Genomic DNA, 21,809 nt, shown 5'->3' on the forward strand with positions numbered 1-21,809 from the left:
TGGCGGAGTACTCCTTCGACGACGGAATCATATCATTGTTGGACGAATCCTCACTGCAGTGGGAGTTATGGCTGCTGTCTCCGTGTCCGTCAGTATTGTAGCTCTCTATCCTCCCCTGCCGATACTATTAATCTCTCTTTCTTGCACAGTCGGAGTGCTGATCTTCACACTTGGTGTCTTCCCTGTCTATACTAAGGTAGCCTACCCCTTTGCAATCACCGGTATCTCCTTTGTCTTCATCAGTGTAATCGCGAGTACTGTCATTGACCCATCACCGTTTTGGCGGTCTGCAGTAGCAGCGTCGTGTGTTTTACTGACATGGGGAATAACCAATCGAGCAATTACACTCGGAAGACAGGTTGGCGGTACTGCTGAAACGATCTCTACAGAGATAACCGGAATTTCAGTGGATATCGCTGTCACAGTTACTGCGGTTTTGCTTACGATCGGAGCCTCCTTGATTCCACTCAGCTCCCCCTCCTTTGTTGGATTGGCACTGCTTTTACTCGCCCTGTTAGCGTTTGTGCTTGCTTTGTGTCATATCCCTCGGGTGGATAGTCCTCAAGTACGACAGGAGAGATGAATATCTCCAGGCACTCTGATGCTCGAGCGGTCCAGATGTACGAGGACACATCCTCGTGTGTGATCTGCTATCCTCTATGAAATCTCACCAATACATACTAGCGGTAACGCCACTATCGATTTCAAAACTGTTTTATACTTTTAGGTGGACCTAAAATACGGGAGATGGAACTCACCAAACGAGGCGACAACTGATTCGAACAAGTGCTGCAGTGGCCGGAGTCGGGATAGTAGCCGGTTGTGTAACCGATGGCGAAACTGACGATGAAACAACGACGGATCGAACGATGGCTACGAGGTAACGATGGAACCCGTTGGGACCGTTGAGTTCGATTCGGTTCCGGAGGCCTGGGCTGCTAACAACGGAAGTTGGGCCGATATGGGAATCGCACTCGGACAGGATCCGCCGAAAGCTGTCTACCTCACTGAGCGATATCACACCCAGCTGTATGAGGATATTCCCGGTGTGAGCGTTGACAAAAGCGATATGATGGCACTCTGGGAAGGTGAACTCGACCCAGAAGAATTCCTTTCGCTGACCCAAGATGTCGATGTATTTGTCATGGATCCAAACTTCATTATCGCTCGAGCCGATCACTGGAGCGAAGACGACATCGAACAGATCGAGGCGACTGGGACGCCGTTTTTCGGAAACAGCATCTTTTCGCGGGGCTATGAATGGCACGACCACGAGTATCCCACGCTCTACGAAGCCTTCGAGAGCCTATCAGAAGTGTTTCAAGAATCGGGGCGGTATGAAGCCTTCAAGGAAGTTCATGACAAGTTTCAGGACGGACTCGAGAGAATCGTTCCGCCAGAGGATGAACGACCGTCGGTTGTCATCATGTGGCCCCAGCCGACCGAGCAGCCGACCGAATTCTCGCCGTACCTTATCGACGAAGGAACGAGTTTTAAGCAGTGGCGGGATCTCGGCGTCGAGGACGCATTCGCGACGACGGACGTAGACGATTTCCACGCCGGCCGTTCGCGGGTCGATTACGAGTTGCTGCTCGATATCGATCCTGACGTGCTATTGATTCGGGGCAACGAAAATAAGACCGCCGAGGAATTTCAAGACACAGTTGTCGCGTTCATGAAGGACCATAACGTCGCCAGCTCGCTGACTGCGGTCGAGAACGACGATGTTTACCGCGGTGGGCCGCTGTACCAGGGTCCTATTACAAACCTCGTGCTGACGGGGCGTGCGGCGAACCAGATCTACGACATCGATCGAGAGTTGTTCGATCGTGATCGCGTCGCAGACATCGTAAACGGGGACTTCTGAGTCGGGAAGCTCGCGAATAGACGCGAGTTCGCCGCGTTCGCCAACGATATCGGGAGGGCTGATGTGTCGCTGATTACGCCGGGCTCAATCTTCGACCGCGCGACGACGGGCGCTCGAAGCGTGATGAAACGGCTCTGTGAGGCCGCAGAGCTCGATATACCGACTCCACCGGAGGGTCCCGGCTATCTCCAACTCCATGGTGCTCGTCGTGGGATTGGCGATACGTTCTATCGAATGGATCGTGGGACTGCGCAGGACTTGATGCGCCATCAGAGTCTCGAAACAACCAATGCTATCGGTATGGTGAGCATTTAGGACATTCGATGAATATTTATAAACTTCCTCTGAGAATATGGGGCAATGGGACAGTCACTCTCGAAGCTGCTTGACGATCCCGAGATAAGAACGGCTGCCGAGACGGTCTATCGCCATGCAGAACAGAGTGATGGGACTGTACAGTGGCAAGATGTTCGAGACGAACTTACAGCTACCCAGTGGGCTCGATTGATCCAGACCGAGATACTTATCGATGCTAACGGTCGGTTTGTGATCGACGATCCAACCGCCGTTGAAGAGGCCCTTGAGGAGACGCCTTTTCCGGAGGCAGCAACGACAGAAACCAATGGTTGGTCAACTGCTGACAAACTCGCAGGTATCTGTGCGCTTGGACTTATTACTGGGTATCAACTAACTGGAGTCCGTGAATTCGTTGGTCAGAGTGTTAATGTTGTCTTGGGGCCGCTTGAGGCACTTTTCCCACTTTATGCTGTTATCGCCGTTGCTGCAGTCATAACCGGTCTCTTTTCGACTGGTATCCAGGCTCGAATGACTGATCGCGATCAGATGAGCAAACAACGTGAGCGGCTTCAAGCACTTCAAAATCGGATTAGTGCTGCAAAAGCGCGGAATGACGAAACAGCCCTTGCGGAGTTTGAGGACGAACAGCAGAGTTTAGTAAGCGATCAAATCGGAATGATTGGCCAAATGATTCGGCCGGCAGTCTGGACAATGCTTGTAACGATCCCAATATTCCTCTGGTTGTTCTGGCTGCTGCATTCACCAGCAACAGCGATCAACGCAACCGGTATGGTATTTCCAGTACTCGGGCAGATCACATGGACTGCACGCGTACTCGGGCCAATCCAAGCCTGGATGGTCTGGTATATCATCTGTTCGATTGGCTCCCGATTAGTAATCCGCAAGACACGCGAGATCGCCAACTCAACTGCGTAAAAGTCCCTCGCTCCATTGGAATACGTGGACAGTCGAGTTTCTGGAACCATTCTAAACGAAGATACGGTGAGTGAATCAAGTGAAGAGGGTCTACAGATCGCTACTTATGCGAGCCATTGCAGCTGGCTCATGTTCATCAGGGACATCGAGATGGTGGAACTCCTTCATAATGCGGGTCATTGCCAGTGCTTCATAGAGCGGCTCTGGAGTCGCGAGTGCGTCAACCCGGTCCAGTGCTTCCGTTCGATATGTCTTCAGCATCGCTTCGCACACCATGGGCCGTCGATCCGCCCCATCGAGAAGACCCGCTAAGAACGCCCCACTGAAGAGATAGACGGCGAACTCGAAATTAAACGTTGCTGGCACAGCCAGCGTATATCCCCAGTCGAGCAGTGCAGTAATTTCGCCTGTTGCGGTGTCAATTAGTAGATTGTGTAATTCAGAAGGTCCCTCAGCAACGATCGATCCTCCAAGAGCAGCTCGCTACTACCATCCAACCGACTGCTGAGGCTTTGTTGAAGACCAATGAGGGTTCACACTCTCATGGGCTAGCAGAATTTCCACCAAGTCAGTAAAGAAGTCAGTGACTCGCCCCCTCAGAATGGCCGCGATCGAATGGGGGCGCCGTTCGTCAACCGTGGGAAATGTATAAATAGGACTGTAAAGTATGCTTTACTGGAAAGCACGCTTTACGGAAAGGGAACTTTCCACCCAACCATGACCGAAGCCAACCGCTCAACGAAGCACAGAATCGCAACACGACGTCGGTACAAGCGTTTGATGTTTGGCTGTCTGGCCGTCGGTATCGTCGGGCTCCTGATCGGTTCGTTCCTCGATCAGTATCTGATCGGGGTCCTAATCTACTGGGCCGGTTTCTTTGGGATGTTAGGCGTATGGCAATTCAGCTCGGTGACGCTATACGACGAACGCGATACCGCCATCGAGCGCAAAGCGAGCGACTACACGCTCAGCGTGTTCGCTTTCGTACTGGTGCTTGGAGCGCCAGGTGGGATTATGCTCGAGGAAGGGGGCGTTGTCACGCTCCCGGCTGCCTTCGATGGGGCGATGTGGATGCTGGTCGCCGTCTACGCCGTTTTCGGCGTGGTCTACACCGTCCTCCGAAACCGAACATGAAAAACGACCTCCGAGAACGCCGGGAGCGAGACGGCGACAGCCAGGCGGATCTGGCAGCTGCGGTCGATGTCACTCGACAGAGCATCAACGCGATCGAACGCGGGCGGTACGATCCGTCGCTGGAGCTGGCATTCAAGCTCGCTCGCCAGTACGACTGTGCGATCGAAGACATATTTGATCCGGATTCCCATGACTGACCGCACACATGAGTTCGATTACAGTCCCGACCGCCCCACTTTCCAGCAACGTGCTCTTTGCCATCCGAGCCGTAGGAGCGTCCTTGCCGGGGTTGGAGCGCTCGCTGCCGCGAGTTACACCGGGATCGCTGCAAGCGGGGCCGACACACCCCGGACCAACGGCAAGGCGGCATCGGCTCGTGATCAATCGTCTGACGCGCCCGCCGAACACGACGTCTCACCCGCCGATATCGAGGCACTGATCGACAGGCAGATGGCCGACGCCGTCGACGAGGGCGACATTGTAGGCGCGACGGTCGCGGTCACCCACGGTGATGCGGTCGTGCTGACGAAGGGCTATGGCCGGATCACGCCGGACGACGGCGAGCCCGTTGACGAGACGACACTGTTCCGGATCGGGTCGGTTACCAAGCCGATTATCTGGACCGCCGCCATGCAACTGATCGACGCGGGTACGATCGATCCCGACGAAGACGTCCGAACGTATCTGGACTCGGTCTCGATCCCTGACGACGAGCCGATCACAATGGCCGACCTGGCAACCCACACAGCCGGGTTCGAAGAACGTAATCAGGGGCTGTGGGTGAGCGATCCCGAGGAACGGCGCCCGCTGGTCGACGTGCTTGATGCGGAACAGCCAGCCCGCATCCGGTCCCCCGGCGAAGTACTCTCGTATTCGAACTATGGGACGGCGCTGGCGGGACAAATCGTCGCCAACGCCGCCGGACAGGAGCTTGATGCCTATATCCGCGAGCACGTATTCGACCCCCTGGGAATGGACACGGCATCGGTCACACAACCGGCCGATCCGCCCGCAACGCAGGGATATACGGCACTCACCGGATCACCGACAGCAGCACCGGGACTCGGCGTAGAACTCTGGCCGGCCGGTTCGATGACCGCCAGCGCGAGAGACATGGGACAGTTCATGCGTGCGCACATAGCAGATACGGCGCTCGGCGAGCAGGGGCTTTCGCTCGATGTCGTGACGCGGATGCAAGAGCAGTGGTTCACCCATCATCCGACAGTCGACGGTGTCGGATTCGGCTGGATCGAGAGGACTCACGGGGGTGTTCGGACGCTCTGGCACAACGGCGCGATTCCCGGATCGTTCTACAGCCACCTCGTATTGGTCCCTGAAGCCGACCTTGGCCTGTTCGTCTCGTACAACACCGATGCCGGCGCAGAGGCAGCAAACGAGTTGGTCGATGCCGTCCTCGACGAGAGTATCGGGGCAGTCGAGACGCCGGATCGAGAACCAAGCGGTCGACCGGACCACGCAGATGAACTCGCCGGGACGTATCGCGGGCTCCGAATCGCGGACACCTCCCATTCGAAGCTGTTTACGACGCTTCAGGCCGGCGAAATCGATGTCGCGATCACCGACAACTATCTGATAACCGAAATCGGGGGCGAATCGACACGGTGGATCCAACGCGAATCGTTAGTGTTCGACGAGGCAGAGGGACAGGAGACCCTCGCGTTCTCCGAGGACCTCTCCCGGCTGTACGTAGGGCATCAGGCGTTCGAGCGCCGGTCGTGGACCGAATCGGCAGCGCTCCACGGTGTGTTAGGCGCGGGATCGGCCCTTGGGATCCTCGGTGGCGCTATTGGTCCGCCGCTTGCCGCTGGTGTGCGCCGGTTCCGTAGCAGCGAGGGTGACGACTCGAGAGAAGACGGAGTCGAAAGCGTTCCGGAGGACGGGATGGCGATCAAGAGCACCGAAACCACGGCGTCTTCGGGGGAAAGCGAGAGCAATGCAGCGGGAAGAACCGGAAACCGGATTGCCAGCGGCCGACTGGTGGCATGGCTTGAGTCTCCGACGGTCGCGCGTCGAACGATTCTCATTGCCGCGGGGCTCGTCGTGACGTTCGTCGTCGGTTTCGGCGCTGGGTTGGTGTTCGATCCGACGCTGCTTTCGGAACCGCCCTTATGGTACCGGCTGTTGCTGGTTGTCCCCCCGATCGCCACGCTGGTGATGGGTGTTTCGATCGGGTCGGCAGCGGTGGCGTGGCGTCACGGCTTGTGGCGTCGACGGTCGCTGATTGCCTACGGGATGCTTGCTGTATCGACAGCAGTCACCTGCTGGCTACTGTACTACTGGAACCTGTTTGGGACACCTGGGTAGGAGGAGGGAACATTGCTGGACGCGGCGATCCCTCCACACGATTCGACGGCGCGAACAACCCGGCCGATCATTTCTCCCGTAGCGTCGACCATTCTGTTGCATTCTAATAAAGAAATGATGTAATTATTGGATCTTTCAGACGGTGGTTCGCCCAGAGGAAGCGAGTATGATTTTGGGTCATCGTCCCACTAGTGACGGTTGTCCCTGTCTGGTAGCTCAAACTATCAATACCCAGTACAATCAGACTGTGAACTAACCTTAGATGGAATGGGGCTCTGGACAGTTCACACCGACACTACTCGGAATTGTAGTGGCCTGCAGTCCTGTTCTTTCTTTCATTTATAGTTGGGTGATTTGATCGCTCTACAATATATCAAGGAAAGAGAATCATTCCAACATAGTTATTGCCATACTGTATACAATATCTAACAGATGCACATCGATGTATACAATGGACCAAATCTGAACCAGATCGGCAATCGATCACCGGAGCACTATGGTATAACGAACGAGATGATTCAACAATCAATTGAACGTACAGCTGACAAACTCTCAGTCGAATGGGACCTGTATCAGACAAACTATGAAGGTGAGATGATCGACTGGATCCACAACGCGGATGCAGATGGAGTCGTATTGAATCCCGCGGCATGGACGCATTACAGCGTCGCAATACGGGACGCTGTAAGTCTGGTTGAGTACCCTATTGTGGAAGTTCATATCTCGAATATTCACAATCGAGGAGAAGATATTGAGTGGCGCGACCGATCTATCATTGCACCGAAGTGCATTGGTCAGGTTGCCGGATTGGGGGTGAAAAGCTACGAATTGGGGATGCGAGCAGTACATAGCGAACTTGAGAATCGCGATGACTACCAATGAAATGAGACCTACTTTCCATCACTGGCGATCTATCCTGAGTGGCTTTGTTGAAATCCTTCAGAGTTGACATTGAGAAGAACAGCCCTTCAATCGGTTTTTGCAGATCCAATTGGAAACTAGCCTCTCAGCAAATCGCGAGACGTGAAGAGAGTTTCAACAGAGCCTCCTGAGTGAATTTTTCTTTGATTTATTTTGTATCTGAATAGTACTCACCGATCTCACGCTTCAGGTTGAAACGCTTGAGGACGGCTATCCAGGGTGGTATGCCGCCTCGTATTCGATTCGTGAAATGCTCAAACTCTTCGTGTATCTGGATAGTCACTGGAGACAGCTACCGATCCCTCACACGCCATCTAATACTCGCCGACGTATTTAGGCTTAACTGCACTCCTACCTAACCACGACTCGGCGATTGCATCACCCATTCAATTGTTCGCTTGCACCACACTTAGTGATGATTAGTACTCGGTGCCGATTCAGCAGACCGAAGACGATAGTACCGCTTCCGTGCATCACAGGCCCCCACTGATTCTGTAATTAGCTCTATACCTTCAAGTCGTGTAAGCGCATTTCGCACTGTCCGGACAGGAAGATACGATTCCGAAACGATCTCCTGTTGTGTGAGAGCTCCCTTTTCACCAAGGATTGTATATACTAGTTTTGCACTTGGAGGAAGCTCAAGGAGTGCATTCGGTGGTTCATGGCCTTTCATACAGTCTAATTAGCCTATATGCAACACCCTACTAATTAGTATCCCACCTGTTCGATAATGATTGTAGCACCATGATTGTCAATATCTGACCTATGTCGACACTCACATAATCAGTGTATCACTTAGTTCGTTTCTATCTACAAGTACGGCATTTTACTACCATATTTACAAAAATATTGTAATTTTAACTGCATAAACAACCGATCTAGCTAACCCCCCGATTCTAAAGGCGTAACATTCGGCTCAGAATTGATTCTCGGACAAACCTTCGGGGATATAAAAGATCGAATTGTGCAGGAAACATTTTCAACACTTCTCCAGCGGAACCCTTGCGTATGCAGCTGGATTTATTCCACACCGTTGTCGATGATGGGACAGCCCGGTCGGACAAATCGCTCCTCGAAAACCGTCTCCTACTGACGCTTGGGGTAGGGGTGCTTACACTCGCCATCACCTTTGGTGCCATTGCAGCATACTTCGCGATGATCGGGGAGCAAGGAACGGATCCCCCGACCGGCCTTGTCTACGGGGCGACCGGCGTGGGTCTCCTGCTTTCTATTGGGGTGCTGTGGTGGAGGCTTGATGCCGCCGAGCGAGCAGCGGCGTTTCCACTCCGCAGACCTTGCCAAGCGGAGCTCATTTTAGCAGTCGCACTCTTTCCGGTCGGGATAGGTGCGTTCCTCCTCGGTGAGTGGGTCGCTGGACTTTTCGGCTTCGACCCCGTCGTCTTTTACACCTATGATCTAACAGACCCCGTGACGTTATTCGGGGTCGTTTTCGGTGCGATTATCGTCGCTCCATTGGCCGAGGAATTGATCTATCGCGGCGCACTGATCGGCGTGCTGCGTGACCGTGGTTGGTCGGTACTTGCCGCTGGGGCCGGCTCCGTCGCCGTCTTCGCGGGATATCACGTCTTCGCGCTTGGTATCGCCGGCGTTTTCGCCATCTTCGCTTGGGCTGTCCTTCCGACGATTCTCCGATTCCGCTTCGATAACCTCGCTGGCGCATGGCTACTCCACCTTCTCAACAACGTCTATGCCTATGTTATCTTGAGCTGGATTATGATGTGAAGGAGGCGTCACAACGCCCGTTCCGCAGTTGCTGGTTACGTCCCGAGGATCGCATCAACGATCTCGCGCTCGGCCCGTCGGAGAAGGTCAGAGGCTGTGCTCTCGGTGCAGTTGAGTTCGGCAGCAATATCGGCGAGCGATCCCTCACGAGGTACTGCGTAGTAGCCACAGTCAGCAGCAACACGGAGGGCTCGGTATTGGCGGGTCGTGAGCCGGTCTGTGATACGCCGCCCCTGTCCATGGTAGTCGCCGATAGCATCAATCTCGACGGTGACTTCCTTGCTTAGGTCTGCGACGACATCCCGAAGTTCGTCGACTTCACCAAGTAGGGTGATCCTGGTGATACCGTTCTCAAGCACGACCGGTGGGACATGGATAAAGTCGTGTGCAAGGAACGCTGTCCACCACGATGCCGTGTGATTGCCTGCTTGCTGGACGTAGGCGTAGAACTGGTCGTCGTCGACAGCGCGGATCTCGTGTACAAGGACATCTGGAGCCTCAGCGTGTATAGCAGCGTAAACCTCCGGGTCTCCGTGGACAAACGAAAGCAAATTAAGTACAAAGTCATCACTCATTCGCCAGTTCAACAGCTCTTCGTGAACGACAGCATTGCTGTCGATGAGCCTACGGGTCAGTATCGATTGCGATGATGGATCGGGTTCTACGGTGATGTCAATAAACCGCATTGCCACATAATATGGCGCCAGCACTCAAACCTCTCGTCGTCTGAGGTCAGATAGATAATTTTCACATATGAGCTGAACATTGGAATCAATCGATGGTCTAAATTTCGCAGATAACTATGCATGACGAATCGATCTAGCCGAGTTCTGGTACAAGGAGTACGCCGCCTAGGCGAGGATGCATTAGTGGCAGGTATATCTCAAATCGGATTGGGTGGATTGAGGCCTGCGACCAGGCAAGCGTTTGCTACGAGAAACAGAGTGGCAAAACGTACTCCGAGGACGACATCATTGCTGTTAGCTCTTGCCGACTAGCTTCATTCTCGATGAGTGAGTGAAGAGCGGTATCGTCCACCAATCTGGTGTAATCAGTGTAATATTAAGAATCCATGTTTGAATTGTAGGAAAGATGAAAGATCATATACTGGTCGGTGTATTCTATGAGAAATCCAACTGGATCACTCATAGGGATCCTCACATCCGTTTACAAGAGCAAGCTGACAAAATCGATCTGAGATACATCGGTAGTTATATCTAATTAATCTATTGAGTAAATTGTATGTCTACCGTTCAGCAACCGAGCGAACAACCAGGTCCAAGTTCACCAGATAGTTGGACAGGTCGTTTTCGTGCTATTATAGTTGGACTTCTCTTGGTGATTGGTGGGACGGTTTTGGGTGGTATTCTTTCTGTTCCAGCGCTTCTCCTCGGAGGAACAAGTCTCGTCGCGTTAACCGCGCTGTTTGTCCTCTCGCAAGCTGGGTACGCTATCACTGGCTGGATCTATGCGCAACGATGGCTCAACAAAACGATACCAATTAAAATACCGACTAAGTATCAGGCTGTCTGGATTGTAGCAAGCGCAATCGGTATGCTTGCCATCCCCATCATAATCGAGATTATAAGCTCCACAACAGGGATCCAATACGGACGCGTTGATCAACAGCTGCTTACGGGGAGCCCGGAGATGGTCCTCATCTTGGTGGTTCTGTCAGTGGTTCTCATCGGGCCCGCTGAAGAGTATCTCTTTCGGGGCGTCGTTCAGGGCAGACTCTCCCAAAGCATGGGAACACCCGCTGCAATTGTTACTGCGTCCCTGCTGTTTGTTCTTCCACACGCAATCGGATACACTGGCGGAGTCGCAGCCGTCGTCTTGTTGAGTCTTGTGCCGTTTTCACTCGGTTTAGTAATGGGTGCCCTTTACGAGCGGTTTGAGAATCTGTCTTTGCCAATACTGGCTCACGGACTTTACAATGCAATACTGTTTCTCACGACCTACTTTACGGCTTTTTGATTTGGTCGACTTATTCAAACTCGTTGAGATAGTGGAGGAGCGTCGGCACGTTGTTCGTTTATTGTGGCTACCGGTTATTGAACATTCACCTTTAGACAAATACTCAGTTCAGACCAATTAGCAACGTTTGTTTTCAATAACTCTTGCAGGATAATCTCTATCCAATCGTGAATGGGTGGTGATTCTTTACTTCACACAAACCTAAACAAAGCATGATCCGGAGCCCACGGAGAAATGATGGGAACGCGCGGATGCATCTAATAGAGTCTCATCTATGCCTAATAGTCTCTGCTCATTGTTGTGAGTATTAGAGGTTATTGCGAGAGCTCTTCAATTCGCTTACCGATACTCTCTCGGAGTCGCTGAGCACGCATCTCTGTCTCCTGCCTTCCATGCTGGTTCTGCACGTACAGAGACTCGAAATAATAGATCTCGTTCATGAGAACGTAGAACGGCGCACGTCGCTCAAAACCATCTGCTAGCGATCGGTATTCAGTGTAACCGGTGTGAAACGCTTCTCGGGTATTGGCTCGTTGCGAAACGTTGGAAGCACCGTTCGCCAGTAATTGAACTCACCGGGCGCTGCAATCGTATGCTCGAAGTCAAGAACGCAAACCGCCTCTCCATCGTCGACAGCAACATGGTCGGGAGTGGCCCACCCATGACAACACACAACCCCACCGGCTCCATCGAAAGCGCCAGGTCGGTCAGTAAAGACGTTAATGACTGCATCCGCTATATCGCCGTGGCCGTACTTCGCGAGGATCGGTTGGTGACGCTGGATGTACTCTATTGCAGCGGTCTGCCATTCTGTGCTACCGACGACTGAAATCCCGTTTTCTGTAGGCGCGAAACGACCATAGTTCTCGAAGAAGGGGGGAGTCTCGTTATGTAGTGTTGCGAGAAGACGACCGGCTGCGTAGCTCCAGTTATTGTCGACTGCTTGTCCGTTATATGGAGCGGGTGCGTCGGGGTGCCAGGCAGCAATATAGTGATCGTCTCCTACCGAGAGAATCTCCGGTACTGGAATAGTAGTATGTTCTCCGATGAGTGCCGTAATGCGACCTTCTATCTCTGCCTTCCCGGTTGGGTCCGTGGAACATTTATAGACCGCGTGCTGCCCCTCAACGACGATCTCGTACACTCCATGGGGAGGAACAGCATGGAGTTGATCGAGGACGTGGTAGGTTGAGAACTGTGCAGTGAGCGTCTCGTGTAGATCGTGGTTCATGGTGTGAGCCACGTAACGCGTGGCCAACGGCCGTTCGGAACTGAGTGCTGTGGCTACGGCCGAGAGAAGACAGCTCAATTGTCGTGCGAAGAGTATAAAATTATTTCCACTACACAGGTTTACGTCGGTAAAGGAGGCTCGGGGTAGACTCCCCTTTGTTGTCCTCAGTGCGATCACACTCCTATGCAGATGATATCTGAAGACGACAGGCTCGAGTTTGTGTACCCAGCCTGCTAAACCGCTCGAGTTCTTACGAACTGTCCTCATTGTACCGGGACAGAGGTACAAGCATGTTGAATGACGACCGGCAGATCGTCGTCTCCTGCATGGACTGTCACTGCGAGTTTGAAACGTCATCGGTCGAAAATGAGTGGTGAGTCGTCTGTGTCAGAACGGTGCAAATCAAGCGCAGCGGTAGGAGGCTTATGAGTACTCACAAAATAGCGTAAACACCAACAGCCACACCAGTCATAACTACAATGGCCAGAATGCCGACGGTAGTGTACAGTGTGACAGCGACGGCGACAACCGCCACGCTGACTGTGATTACCGAGGGCTGGTGGACGAGGCGTTCGCGCTGGCGTCGTTGTTCGTGGTCCAGTTCCACTTGCGGCCGGGGTCGTTGCATTGGATGTTAGATTGATGCTCGAGTACGACAGAGAGATGTCTCCCTGGGCCCCGAGCGCTTGCTGTGGTTAGGTACCGACCGCCCAGAAGACGCGACCAACCACGAACGGCAAGTCAGTACCGTCTCTACAGTGCTGACTTAGCGTTGTGGCCGTTGTAACTCACGCCAGACGCTCCCCACTATACTGGAGAGGGGAGAGAATGGCGCGATGAGACGTCGAAAATGCGGCCGGATGGTGCGTGCATTGATGAAATCAACGCGTGAACCCGGCCATCGGGGAGTGCCCAACCGTGACCGGACCTAGCGTCGATTGAAGTCGGTGATGGGTCCGAGCATGGTTATGTATCCGTTCGTAACGCTATATTCGATGATTATAAAACTTCTCTTGTCATTGGTAACACTCGGGATCTCTATCGTGAAGTCGTTATATAACGGGTGAGAGGGCCCAATGCTTCTTTATCGTTTCACAACCTGTGACATGATTGTGGCTTCTGCTTTCCGAAGATGAGTAGAAGCTGTACTCTCCGCACAGTCTAATTCCGCAGCTACTGTCACTAACGATGTTTGTCGTGGGATTTCGTAATATCCATGTTCAACAGCGACTTTGAGGGCTTCGAACTGCCGATCAGTGAGTGCGCCAGCGATTCGCGCATGACGACGATCATACTGGCCAACTTCCTCAATCGTCACTTCGATACTACCGGGCATTTCCTCAATGAGTGTCTTGAGATCCTCGCCTTGCCCGATGACAGTTATCTGCATCGCAGCATCTTCGTCATAGATGATTGGGGGAACAACGATGAGCTCTAAATCCCAAAATGCACGTCGAAACATGAGATCCTCTTCTCGCGTCTCTTGGCACACAAAAACGTACAGAGAGTTTTCATCGATCAAAGAAATACGGTACCATTGGATAGAGTTGACATCCGCTATCGCTCTGCGATAGCGGCTCGGGTCGGTTACTTCGACGTAAAAAAGCACATACTCAACTGAATGCTCTCCCTGCAGATTCCACGCTAATAGTTCATCATACAGTACGACATCCTCATGGCGAATAAATTCCTGCATGGGATGGAGGACCTGATCCGGTTGATAAAGGTGAAGGTCACAGTATTTCATACGAGGTGTTTTCTATGACGAAGTAGTTGATGCGAGGTTCAGTCTGTCCTTGAGTGCAACGAATATAAAGCCACTAGCCAGTACGCCTAAATCGGCTTACTCATCGACTACGAACTATAGACTGTTATGGCGTCACCCACACAGGATGGATCTGGAGTCCAACAATCAGTTACGCAGGCAGATGTTCCACCAGGGCCGGATGGATGGCCACTTATCGGTAATACACTCCAGGTGGCAAATGACCCGCTCGCTTTCTTTGAACGAGCAGCTGAGTACGGTGATCTTGTTCGATACGAGCTTGGGGGAGTTCCCTTTACACTAGTACTCCATCCGGAGTATGTCGAGCAGTTGTTAGTGACGGACTCGGACTCAGTTGAGAAATTCCAATTCAACGATTTCAGTGGAAACAGCAACCAATTTGCGTCGGAAGGTGTACTGTGCAGCGAAGGTGAGCAGTGGCGCAAGCAACGGACATTGCTCCAAAACGCGTTTACGCTTGATCACATCGAGCAGTACGGTGCGATAATGACTGATGTAGCTACTGTACACGTAGATTCGTGGGACACTAACGAAAATATAGCACTCAATACGGCGTTTTCCGATTTGACACTCGATATTCTTACTCAGACTCTGTTCGATTTCGATATGGGTAGACGAAGTGAGGCAGTCACTCAAGTGGCCAGAGCAATCAATGAGCGGTCGGACCCACGCAATCTCTCAATTTTCCTTCCATCCTGGATACCAACGCCACTGCAGCGCCAATACGAGACGGCTATGGATAAATTCGAAGCAATTGTCGATACTGTAATCAAGGAACGGCGCAGGGCCGATAATCTCACGGATCGTGATGACCTTCTCTCGTTGCTCCTCTCAGCAGAAGGAACTGAAGGCTATCAACATTCTGACGAGGAACTGCGCGATCAACTGCTGACGTTCCTTTTTGCCGGACACGAAACCACTTCTCTCGCACTGACATACACAGTGCTGTTGTTGACACAGAATCCAAGGGTGCGTCAACAGCTTCGGAGCGAATGGAATAGCGTTCTCGGCAGCGCCAATCCGACACCGCATGATATACCACAGCTTACAGTCACCGATCGGGTTCTAACCGAATCTCTGCGGCTATATCCTCCTGCATTTGCGGTCTTTCGCAAAGCTACCGACGATCTCGAACTCGGCGGATATCGTATTCCAGAGGGAACAGCAATCACAATCCCTCAGTACAGGCTGCACCGCGACCCGCGATTCTACGAGTCACCAGAATCGTTTATTCCTGACCGATGGACTAACGAGCTTGAAAATGAGCTACCGGAGTACGCGTACTTTCCGTTCGGGGGAGGGCCTCGTCACTGTATTGGGATGCGGTTTGCCATGATGGAGCTGAAGCTCGTACTACCAATCCTACTCCAGGAGATCGAATTTGAATTGCTCTCGAGTGCAACACCTGAACTCGCTCCGGGGACAACCCTTCAACCGGCCGAAGACGTACGGGCACAGATACAGCGACGAGAATAGCGTTTCGCGAGTGTCAACAGTAGGATCACAGACATAGCAAACCCGCTTATTGAGGGGAGGGATATCGGTTATACTGTAGAGAATTACTTGTTATAGTAGAGCGCATCTCTTCCTGCTCTTGCTCTCATACCCAAAGCCAGTTCTTCTATCTAGGAATCGTACCATGCCTCTGGATCATGTTCACCAAAATACCTCTCTTCGATAGAGTATTTAGGTGTTTCATTGCCATCACGGTCCATCATGGCTCTTCTCTCTTGTTCTGGTACTCCAGTCAGAACGTTCATATCGGTCCCGACAGTATACCATTAGAGAGACCAGCAATGTCGATCGATCGCGAGACGTTCGAACGCGCGACCGAAGACGAACTGCGAGACGTCTCGGTCCCGGACCAAGTCCTCGCCTTCCTTACTGCTCACCAAGATCGAGCGTTCAAAGCCACAGAGATCGCTCGACAGCTCGATCTCGAACCGGATACAGTAAGCACAGCGTTGACTCGTCTGAAATCCCGAGAGCTCGTCGAACACAAGTCCGCCTACTGGGCACTGACGAGCGACTCCAATCGCTTGCAGAGTTCAGCGGACTATGAGCGTGCAACCCAATTGTTCAACGACCAACTCGGAGCAGAAGCAAAAGACGACTGGGAAGCACACGCACCGGCTGAACCACATCCAAGCCACCAGTCAGACAACGATACCGATACAAACACTTCGTGACTGAGTCACCCGCCCCTATCTATGAGCCGGGCGACGTCGTCTATGGGGCCGACCCATTCAAAGGACCAGAAACGGCTCGCCCCTGGCTTATTCTCTCGAATCACGACGGCAAACCATTTCACGGAGAACAGTATATCGCGCTTACTCTCACGACACGCTCGTGGTTAGACGGGTTACTCGAGATCCCTGACGATGCCTGGGTTCATGGTGGGACACCCCGTTCTAGTCGGATTGTTCCATGGGGCGTTCAATCACTTGCACAAAGCGATATTGATCACTGGCAAGGACGCCTCCCAACAGTTCTTACGGACCGCGCTCGAGACGCACTTATCGAGTATCTGTAGAACGCCATTCGCACGACGATCTATCGTTCCAGTTGTCTTACTACTGGAATGCCATGAAGTAACTCGATCTTTAGTAGCGTAGTGAGTGGTTCAGCGTTGCCAGTATGCGATTGGCTAGTGGTGAGCTAACTCGTATGGGGTGGAATAGAGTTCAGGCCTGTGCCCGCTCGACAGTCTCCTCGAGGTGCTGTTCGCAGGTGTATTCTGAGAGTACGTCATCACTCAATACGTAGTAGTCGGCATCGTGCTCACAGTCATCGGTCACACATGGCCGTGGTGTGTTCTGCTCGCCAAGTCTGAGAACGAGATCGACCCCAAGCCGGTCAAGACGGTCAGTCATAGCTAGATGCCCTCCGGTAGAACACATAATGTCTCTGTATCCAATACAGGAATAAGAGTATATCTCTTGCTGGTTTTCCGGACTCGAAACGACTTGGGCTCATGCACTACCGCTTCCTATGAGGTGGCTCTGTTGAAATGCCCTACAGACGAACTATTAGAGATACCCAGCGTTACATACAGTGCAATGCTGTACCGAACTGGGTGAACAGTCTCCGGTTCCTATCAGAATGTCGTGCTGCCCATAGCGGTGACGATTGGGACTTTCCTACGTAGCTATCAATAGTTGACACTTGCATTCTTTACGGTAGTGGTCAACTCTTGGTGCCATTCGATGTCTTCCCACATACCGCGAAACTGTGGGCCACAGAAGTTGCTCGTAGAGAGTGCAGTCCATTGGCCGGTTGCAGCTGCCGCTCGTGTCCCGACCGCACAGAGTTCTTTGACCCACTCCCAGTCCAATCCGGGCCGATCCGTGTAGTGGATTACTGCCCACGATTCCGTCGTCGCCAGTGGGAGGCCAGTACTTCGAGCCCATTCGGCAGCTGCTTCGATTTCGGCCCGAAGTTGGTTCTCCCAATTCTCTACATTCTCCCGATAGCGGTTTTCTCCCTCCGTTGCAAGCCACTCATAATGTTCCTCTGAGTCGATATCGTGGGACCAGTCAAAGAAGTCACTAGTGTTCATCAACCAGAGATGCGTGTCGATCAGATCCATCTCCGGTTCCGGCTCTCGCCCCAAGATTTTCCCGGTCCTGCGGTTTCAGAAACACAATACGCCTGCCCGGGATACGCATCGCGGACGGCTGCGATTGATTCTGAGACCCATCGACGAGACGCTGGGGAGCGACGACTAGTGGAGTGGTCATCCTCCGGCCTGTTGAAGTATGGTGCCCAGTCGGGATGCGGGAACTCATTACAGAGATCAACCCAGGCAATTGTATCGAGCAACCCGGCCTCTGCTATCTCGTCCAGCAGGTCGATCCAGACGGTTGCCAGATCTCGCGGAGCATGTATCCCACGCCGAGCGTTCGTTGAATCCTCTCGAAACCACGAAGAAAGCGCGACAGAGATGTCCCGATCTTCGCACTTCTCTAAGAACTCAACGAGCGCGGGGAGGACCTGAACCTGAGCGGTCGTTGACGCTCCCCAGTCACCAGCATCGAAAGCAGGCGGCAGAGTCCATTCTCTGTACGGGTCTATCGAAACTAAATGTGGATACGGGTCGATACGCAACGCATTGTAACCCCGAACTGTGAGTTCGTCGAGGATTTGTCCCCAATCGCTGTACGCTCCACCCTCGTAATGGCGCTCTAGCCATGAGAAATCCCACATAGCGATCGCAAGGGGAGAGTCTCTGTCCACGATAGTCATGCTCATATCATCTGATTGTGGTCACTTACTTTTTGTGTAATAGGGGACCTCAATCAATACCCTCGCAGAGATTCGTTAGTGTTGATACCGTAGAACGTGTGTTGTGAAACCATTCACAAGATATAGATTCCGTACCTGTCCCTAGTGAACTGACTGGTAGAATTGCATCTCTACGTAACAGGTGCTTCATCCCTCCTAGCTAGGAAATGAAGACAGCACTAACCGCTACATACAGAAGATGAGCATTACAATTGGGGCCCTTCCTCAGTCGTAGGCGGTTCAAAGATGTCCTCAATAGAGCAATCAAAGTATTCTGCAAGGTGAAAGGCAAGTTCGAGACTTGGATTATAGCGACCTGCTTCAATCGCACTAATCGTCTGCCGAGATACATCAACGGCTTCTGCAAGGTCACTCTGTGTCAAGTCGTGTCTCGCTCGTCGTACTTTGAGGTCATTTTTCATCGCTTACATCGCTCGGGTGTAGTACAGCCCCATCCCGAAGTAGACGACCCATCCGAGAACGAAACCAGTGATCTCGAGACTGATAGCTCCAAGATTCGTGAACCCGTTCTCAACAACGTGCATGACGATAATCGCTAAAAGCAGTGCTGAAAGGGCTATATATGCCCACATCGAGGCCCGCCCTCCAATTTTCTGAGACCGTTCATCTTCTCTCCCAATAAAGGGTAAGTCCGACATTGTGTAAACATACCCTTACTAAATGAGTATAACACTTTCCACTAATATGCGATAAATCGCCCTCACAAGACTTCGACCAATTCGCACATCTACCGAACAGCTGCTTCATCTCTCTTAGCTGGGAACTGAAGTTAGCACCAACCCTTACATACAAGCTAAGCAGGTAACGGCACAACACATAATATTAATACTACTTGTCAAAACTCGTGTGGTGGATAGAAGGGGAGATCTCGAGCAGTAGAGGGGCTGGGAAGGACACTAAAGCCCAATTATTGAAAACACGGTAATATACAAGGTAGTCCAATGGGGGCAGTGATAAGAATCCAAATGCTCATAAATATTGTCTCTTTCTGATCGGCCATTTCGTCACCGTCCAGAAGGTTACCGGCCTCTCTAAGGGTTTCTCTGACCCCTATATGTGAACAGAAAATAGGCGGTGTTAACAAGATTTGGAGAGGCTTCTCCACAGTCTGACCATGCACATTCGTATGGAGTGAACAGAGGAAGCAGAGAATACGGGTATGAGAACCGTTGTACGACACCCTCGAATTCGGGGTCTTAAATCAGTAAGAGTCATAGGCTGACACCTCCGAGGGCGAGAGCGACCACAGTCGTTCAGAGAAGCGCAGCGACGAGTAGTGAGGCCCACCGCGAGGAGTGCTCGGCGCGGGGTAGTCTCGCCTTTGAGGTCCCAGCGCCGCATCGCTTTTATATGAGAAGTAGTAGTGTTGTCACGGCAGGGGCTTCAGTTGTAGCTACCCAATAAATGATCTCAAACTGGATTGCATTGAATAATCCATGGACTGTCGCGGGCACTACGAGGTTGCCACTATACTCATAGCTCGCGCCGAGTACGACGCTCAGAGCCAAGTAGGTAATGAGTGTTAAAATTAGTCCTTCACCAGTGAGCGAGCCGAGATGGGCAAGCGCAAAAATGAGACTAGCAATAACAATTCCGAGAAGAATACCGAGCCGGAGTCGTAAGATCTGTTGAATGACGCCTCGAAAGAGTAATTCTTCGCCGGGTCCCACTAATAGAAGTGATTTGTGATTAAAATAGCGAATAGCATGAAGAGTCCACCGCCGATCCAACCAAGGTCCGAAATTTGGGATAGTCAAGAAGAAGAAAATCAATCCCCTCGTTGCGAGTCGAGATATAGATTAGCGCGACCGAGCCGAAACCAAGCCCTTGGAGGGTGACCGTACTGATAACAATCCGTAGACTCGGTTGGTCAAAAACGCTAAAGCCGAATAGTAAGAGAGCGTTGCTGGTAAGAAGCATAAATAATGTTCCGACTCCAAACCCAGCGAATCCAATCAGAAGGCAGACGCCTACTGCTCTTATAGTCGCTAGTGAATCAATCTCCGTTGTTTGAATACCCATTACCTGATGCTTAGATCGCTCAGGTTTTTCTCTATTGGTAGCAGATTCTGAGTCTTGTTAGTGAGCTGGGTCTATGCGTCGCCTCTATATTCGGCCCGGGATGTGGTCGTGTCGGTGGATGGGTGGCAAATACCGTTGCGTCACGGTGGCCGACCGGCGCGAACGCGTCATAGGACTCCTACAGTAGACAACAATTAAATAAGAAGAGGAATGATTTTGCTAAAAGTCTTGAATATGAACCTCAACAACAAAATCAGATATGTGTATTACGGTGGTATTGCAATAGGGGCAGGAGTAGTAGCTATAGCTAACTCAGTTCCAGGAAATATCAATACCCTCATAGCATTTGCATTTGGTATTCTTGTATTTATTGTGGGCAACAAATATATGATTAAAAAATATGGAAACTAAGGTATTATCCTATACAATAAATTACTCATTATAACAATTTTCTAACTACTCAGACGCTCCCATTCGCCTCCTGAACAACACCGTCCACGCCCTAACGATCCATTGATAGCCGCATATCCTACACAGGGAACGCACGAAGCAAGTGTGGGTGCAATAGCACATGCTGAGCAGGTGAGTCCAGCATTTTCAGCAACATCCTCAGCGCAGTCAAGATCGATACTGCCAGTGCAGTAGTATCCGTCTACTGTTGGTCTTTGTGCCGACACATCACCTTCCTCTTCTTCCACATACCCAACTAGTTCATCGTTTTCCTCATTCTTGACAAATGATCCCTCTCCTTCATTGTCCGGAACAATCGTATACTCATCAGGAAGGTCATCAGAGCTACTAGAAGCCGCTCCTGGAAAGCTGCCTGCTGCAATCAATGCTGCGATTGCTGTTCCACTACTAGCAAGTAGTTGACGACGACTACTAGGATTATTCCGCTCCTCTCCTGCTGCTTTGGCCGTCTCTAAGCAACCACCACATGACCCCGCATCATTCACTCTCTGTAGGAGTGCATCAGCGTGTGCGTCGATGGCATTTTTTTCTTCGGACTGCTGGTGAATGTTCTGTTCAGTTTGGTCGGAATTACTGCTCTGAAGGACATCAAGTAGTTTGTTTTTCATTGGTTACACTCTGATTACTAAGAACGTCTAGACGCGGGGATATCGTTCATCCGTGACCGCATCAGCCACTTACACGACCAGACGTTCCACTTGGTCATTTTATCTTATAATAATAAAAGTAATTAACTATCATATATAATACTATTCGCTATAGTAATACAACCTATCTCGAACCGTTGAATGCGT

At 51.8% G+C, this 21,809-nt stretch carries 23 protein-coding genes and 1 pseudogene; 13 read left to right on the plus strand and 11 right to left on the minus strand.

Annotation, left to right across the window (positions count from 1 at the left end; genetic code table 11):
- Positions 1–67 precede the first annotated feature (67 nt).
- The 8 genes and pseudogenes from WOA58_RS19230 to WOA58_RS17360 all read left to right on the plus strand — a co-directional run bounded on the left by WOA58_RS19230 (position 68) and on the right by WOA58_RS17360 (position 9,223).
- Entirely contained in the window at positions 68–583 is a 516-nt protein-coding gene (locus WOA58_RS19230; RefSeq protein ID WP_461782299.1) for a DUF7519 family protein, read from the plus strand.
- 190 nt (positions 584–773) lie between these two features.
- Positions 774–1,867 (plus strand): annotated as a pseudogene (locus WOA58_RS17330) (ABC transporter substrate-binding protein).
- Between the two features lie 360 nt (positions 1,868–2,227).
- Positions 2,228–3,100, plus strand: a complete 873-nt coding sequence (locus tag WOA58_RS17335) for a DUF106 domain-containing protein (protein ID WP_340605544.1) — start codon at positions 2,228–2,230, stop codon at positions 3,098–3,100.
- 717 nt (positions 3,101–3,817) lie between these two features.
- Positions 3,818–4,234, plus strand: a complete 417-nt coding sequence (locus WOA58_RS17340; protein ID WP_340605545.1) for a DUF2178 domain-containing protein — start codon at positions 3,818–3,820, stop codon at positions 4,232–4,234.
- Positions 4,231–4,431 (plus strand): helix-turn-helix transcriptional regulator, encoded by a 201-nt coding sequence (locus tag WOA58_RS17345; RefSeq protein ID WP_340605547.1) that lies wholly within the window; start codon positions 4,231–4,233, stop codon positions 4,429–4,431. The genes WOA58_RS17340 and WOA58_RS17345 overlap by 4 nt, the downstream gene beginning before the upstream one ends.
- Positions 4,424–6,559, plus strand: a complete 2,136-nt coding sequence (locus WOA58_RS17350) for a serine hydrolase domain-containing protein (RefSeq protein ID WP_340605548.1) — start codon at positions 4,424–4,426, stop codon at positions 6,557–6,559. The genes WOA58_RS17345 and WOA58_RS17350 overlap by 8 nt, the downstream gene beginning before the upstream one ends.
- Positions 6,560–6,991: 432 nt before the next feature.
- Positions 6,992–7,441: a type II 3-dehydroquinate dehydratase gene (locus WOA58_RS17355; RefSeq protein WP_340605549.1), complete on the plus strand. Its 450-nt coding sequence runs from the start codon at positions 6,992–6,994 to the stop codon at positions 7,439–7,441.
- A gap of 1,047 nt (positions 7,442–8,488) precedes the next feature.
- Entirely contained in the window at positions 8,489–9,223 is a 735-nt protein-coding gene (locus WOA58_RS17360; RefSeq protein ID WP_340605550.1) for a CPBP family intramembrane glutamic endopeptidase, read from the plus strand.
- Between the two features lie 35 nt (positions 9,224–9,258).
- Here WOA58_RS17360 and WOA58_RS17365 read toward each other — a convergent pair whose 3' ends face one another.
- The gene (locus WOA58_RS17365; RefSeq protein ID WP_340605551.1) at positions 9,259–9,909 is read right to left on the minus strand and encodes a helix-turn-helix domain-containing protein; all 651 of its coding nucleotides are present in this window, start codon (positions 9,907–9,909) and stop codon (positions 9,259–9,261) included.
- A 652-nt stretch (positions 9,910–10,561) separates the two neighbouring features.
- Here WOA58_RS17365 and WOA58_RS17370 point away from each other — a divergent pair.
- Positions 10,562–11,200, plus strand: a complete 639-nt coding sequence (locus tag WOA58_RS17370) for a CPBP family intramembrane glutamic endopeptidase (RefSeq protein WP_340605552.1) — start codon at positions 10,562–10,564, stop codon at positions 11,198–11,200.
- A gap of 478 nt (positions 11,201–11,678) precedes the next feature.
- On the opposite strand, the gene WOA58_RS17375 is transcribed toward WOA58_RS17370, so the two are convergent.
- From WOA58_RS17375 to WOA58_RS17385, 3 genes are all read right to left on the minus strand, one after another.
- Positions 11,679–12,431 carry a phosphotransferase gene (locus WOA58_RS17375; protein ID WP_340605553.1) on the minus strand — a complete coding sequence of 251 codons (753 nt, stop codon included), beginning with the start codon at positions 12,429–12,431 and terminating at the stop codon, positions 11,679–11,681.
- A 433-nt stretch (positions 12,432–12,864) separates the two neighbouring features.
- Positions 12,865–13,038, minus strand: coding sequence for a hypothetical protein (locus WOA58_RS17380; protein ID WP_340605554.1), 174 nt, complete (start codon positions 13,036–13,038; stop codon positions 12,865–12,867).
- A gap of 477 nt (positions 13,039–13,515) precedes the next feature.
- Positions 13,516–14,127 (minus strand): helix-turn-helix domain-containing protein, encoded by a 612-nt coding sequence (locus WOA58_RS17385; protein WP_340605555.1) that lies wholly within the window; start codon positions 14,125–14,127, stop codon positions 13,516–13,518.
- 177 nt (positions 14,128–14,304) lie between these two features.
- On the opposite strand from WOA58_RS17385, the gene WOA58_RS17390 reads away from it, so the two are divergent.
- The 3 genes from WOA58_RS17390 (at position 14,305) to WOA58_RS19135 (ending at position 16,750) form a co-directional block, all read left to right on the plus strand.
- Positions 14,305–15,693 carry a cytochrome P450 gene (locus tag WOA58_RS17390; protein ID WP_340605556.1) on the plus strand — a complete coding sequence of 463 codons (1,389 nt, stop codon included), beginning with the start codon at positions 14,305–14,307 and terminating at the stop codon, positions 15,691–15,693.
- Positions 15,694–16,013: 320 nt separating this feature from the next.
- A complete protein-coding gene (locus WOA58_RS17395; protein ID WP_340605557.1) occupies positions 16,014–16,406 on the plus strand; it encodes a MarR family transcriptional regulator in 393 nt (130 codons plus the stop codon).
- Entirely contained in the window at positions 16,403–16,750 is a 348-nt protein-coding gene (locus tag WOA58_RS19135) for a type II toxin-antitoxin system PemK/MazF family toxin (RefSeq protein WP_390220977.1), read from the plus strand. The genes WOA58_RS17395 and WOA58_RS19135 overlap by 4 nt, the downstream gene beginning before the upstream one ends.
- A 151-nt stretch (positions 16,751–16,901) precedes the next feature.
- Here WOA58_RS19135 and WOA58_RS17400 read toward each other — a convergent pair whose 3' ends face one another.
- The 6 genes from WOA58_RS17400 to WOA58_RS17425 all read right to left on the minus strand — a co-directional run bounded on the left by WOA58_RS17400 (position 16,902) and on the right by WOA58_RS17425 (position 20,192).
- The gene (locus WOA58_RS17400; RefSeq protein WP_340605558.1) at positions 16,902–17,090 is read right to left on the minus strand and encodes a hypothetical protein; all 189 of its coding nucleotides are present in this window, start codon (positions 17,088–17,090) and stop codon (positions 16,902–16,904) included.
- 278 nt (positions 17,091–17,368) lie between these two features.
- Positions 17,369–17,806, minus strand: coding sequence for a cellulase-like family protein (locus WOA58_RS17405; protein ID WP_340605559.1), 438 nt, complete (start codon positions 17,804–17,806; stop codon positions 17,369–17,371).
- A complete protein-coding gene (locus WOA58_RS17410; protein WP_340605560.1) occupies positions 17,797–18,462 on the minus strand; it encodes a cellulase-like family protein in 666 nt (221 codons plus the stop codon). Before WOA58_RS17410 ends, WOA58_RS17405 begins: the two co-directional genes overlap by 10 nt.
- A 245-nt stretch (positions 18,463–18,707) precedes the next feature.
- Positions 18,708–18,923, minus strand: a complete 216-nt coding sequence (locus WOA58_RS17415) for a helix-turn-helix transcriptional regulator (RefSeq protein WP_340605561.1) — start codon at positions 18,921–18,923, stop codon at positions 18,708–18,710.
- Positions 18,924–18,926: 3 nt separating this feature from the next.
- A complete protein-coding gene (locus WOA58_RS17420) occupies positions 18,927–19,160 on the minus strand; it encodes a hypothetical protein (protein ID WP_340605562.1) in 234 nt (77 codons plus the stop codon).
- Between the two features lie 708 nt (positions 19,161–19,868).
- Positions 19,869–20,192 carry a CPBP family intramembrane glutamic endopeptidase gene (locus WOA58_RS17425; protein ID WP_340605563.1) on the minus strand — a complete coding sequence of 108 codons (324 nt, stop codon included), beginning with the start codon at positions 20,190–20,192 and terminating at the stop codon, positions 19,869–19,871.
- A gap of 586 nt (positions 20,193–20,778) precedes the next feature.
- On the opposite strand from WOA58_RS17425, the gene WOA58_RS17430 reads away from it, so the two are divergent.
- Entirely contained in the window at positions 20,779–20,955 is a 177-nt protein-coding gene (locus tag WOA58_RS17430) for a hypothetical protein (RefSeq protein ID WP_340605564.1), read from the plus strand.
- Between the two features lie 41 nt (positions 20,956–20,996).
- Here WOA58_RS17430 and WOA58_RS17435 read toward each other — a convergent pair whose 3' ends face one another.
- Positions 20,997–21,623 carry a hypothetical protein gene (locus WOA58_RS17435; protein WP_340605565.1) on the minus strand — a complete coding sequence of 209 codons (627 nt, stop codon included), beginning with the start codon at positions 21,621–21,623 and terminating at the stop codon, positions 20,997–20,999.
- Positions 21,624–21,809 lie beyond the last annotated feature (186 nt).

This window comes from Halalkalicoccus tibetensis (assembly GCF_037996645.1).
In the GTDB taxonomy this organism is placed as follows: Archaea; Halobacteriota; Halobacteria; order Halobacteriales; family Halalkalicoccaceae; genus Halalkalicoccus; species Halalkalicoccus tibetensis.

Excerpts from the sequence above, each read along its gene's own strand:
- WOA58_RS17410 (WP_340605560.1), bottom strand. The coding sequence starts at position 18,462 with ATGACTATCGTGGACAGAGACTCTCCCCTTGCGATCGCTATGTGGGAT.
- WOA58_RS17335 (WP_340605544.1), top strand. The coding sequence starts at position 2,228 with ATGGGACAGTCACTCTCGAAGCTGCTTGACGATCCCGAGATAAGAACG.
- WOA58_RS17345 (WP_340605547.1), top strand. The coding sequence starts at position 4,231 with ATGAAAAACGACCTCCGAGAACGCCGGGAGCGAGACGGCGACAGCCAG.
- WOA58_RS17430 (WP_340605564.1), top strand. The coding sequence starts at position 20,779 with ATGAACCTCAACAACAAAATCAGATATGTGTATTACGGTGGTATTGCA.
- WOA58_RS17340 (WP_340605545.1), top strand. The coding sequence starts at position 3,818 with ATGACCGAAGCCAACCGCTCAACGAAGCACAGAATCGCAACACGACGT.
- WOA58_RS17355 (WP_340605549.1), top strand. The coding sequence starts at position 6,992 with ATGCACATCGATGTATACAATGGACCAAATCTGAACCAGATCGGCAAT.
- WOA58_RS17395 (WP_340605557.1), top strand. The coding sequence starts at position 16,014 with ATGTCGATCGATCGCGAGACGTTCGAACGCGCGACCGAAGACGAACTG.
- WOA58_RS17365 (WP_340605551.1), bottom strand. The coding sequence starts at position 9,909 with ATGCGGTTTATTGACATCACCGTAGAACCCGATCCATCATCGCAATCG.
- WOA58_RS17435 (WP_340605565.1), bottom strand. The coding sequence starts at position 21,623 with ATGAAAAACAAACTACTTGATGTCCTTCAGAGCAGTAATTCCGACCAA.
- WOA58_RS17405 (WP_340605559.1), bottom strand. The coding sequence starts at position 17,806 with ATGGATCTGATCGACACGCATCTCTGGTTGATGAACACTAGTGACTTC.
- WOA58_RS17390 (WP_340605556.1), top strand. The coding sequence starts at position 14,305 with ATGGCGTCACCCACACAGGATGGATCTGGAGTCCAACAATCAGTTACG.
- WOA58_RS17385 (WP_340605555.1), bottom strand. The coding sequence starts at position 14,127 with ATGCAGGAATTTATTCGCCATGAGGATGTCGTACTGTATGATGAACTA.
- WOA58_RS17400 (WP_340605558.1), bottom strand. The coding sequence starts at position 17,090 with ATGACTGACCGTCTTGACCGGCTTGGGGTCGATCTCGTTCTCAGACTT.
- WOA58_RS19230 (WP_461782299.1), top strand. The coding sequence starts at position 68 with ATGGCTGCTGTCTCCGTGTCCGTCAGTATTGTAGCTCTCTATCCTCCC.
- WOA58_RS17360 (WP_340605550.1), top strand. The coding sequence starts at position 8,489 with ATGCAGCTGGATTTATTCCACACCGTTGTCGATGATGGGACAGCCCGG.
- WOA58_RS17375 (WP_340605553.1), bottom strand. The coding sequence starts at position 12,431 with ATGAACCACGATCTACACGAGACGCTCACTGCACAGTTCTCAACCTAC.
- WOA58_RS17350 (WP_340605548.1), top strand. The coding sequence starts at position 4,424 with ATGACTGACCGCACACATGAGTTCGATTACAGTCCCGACCGCCCCACT.
- WOA58_RS17420 (WP_340605562.1), bottom strand. The coding sequence starts at position 19,160 with ATGTCGGACTTACCCTTTATTGGGAGAGAAGATGAACGGTCTCAGAAA.
- WOA58_RS17415 (WP_340605561.1), bottom strand. The coding sequence starts at position 18,923 with ATGAAAAATGACCTCAAAGTACGACGAGCGAGACACGACTTGACACAG.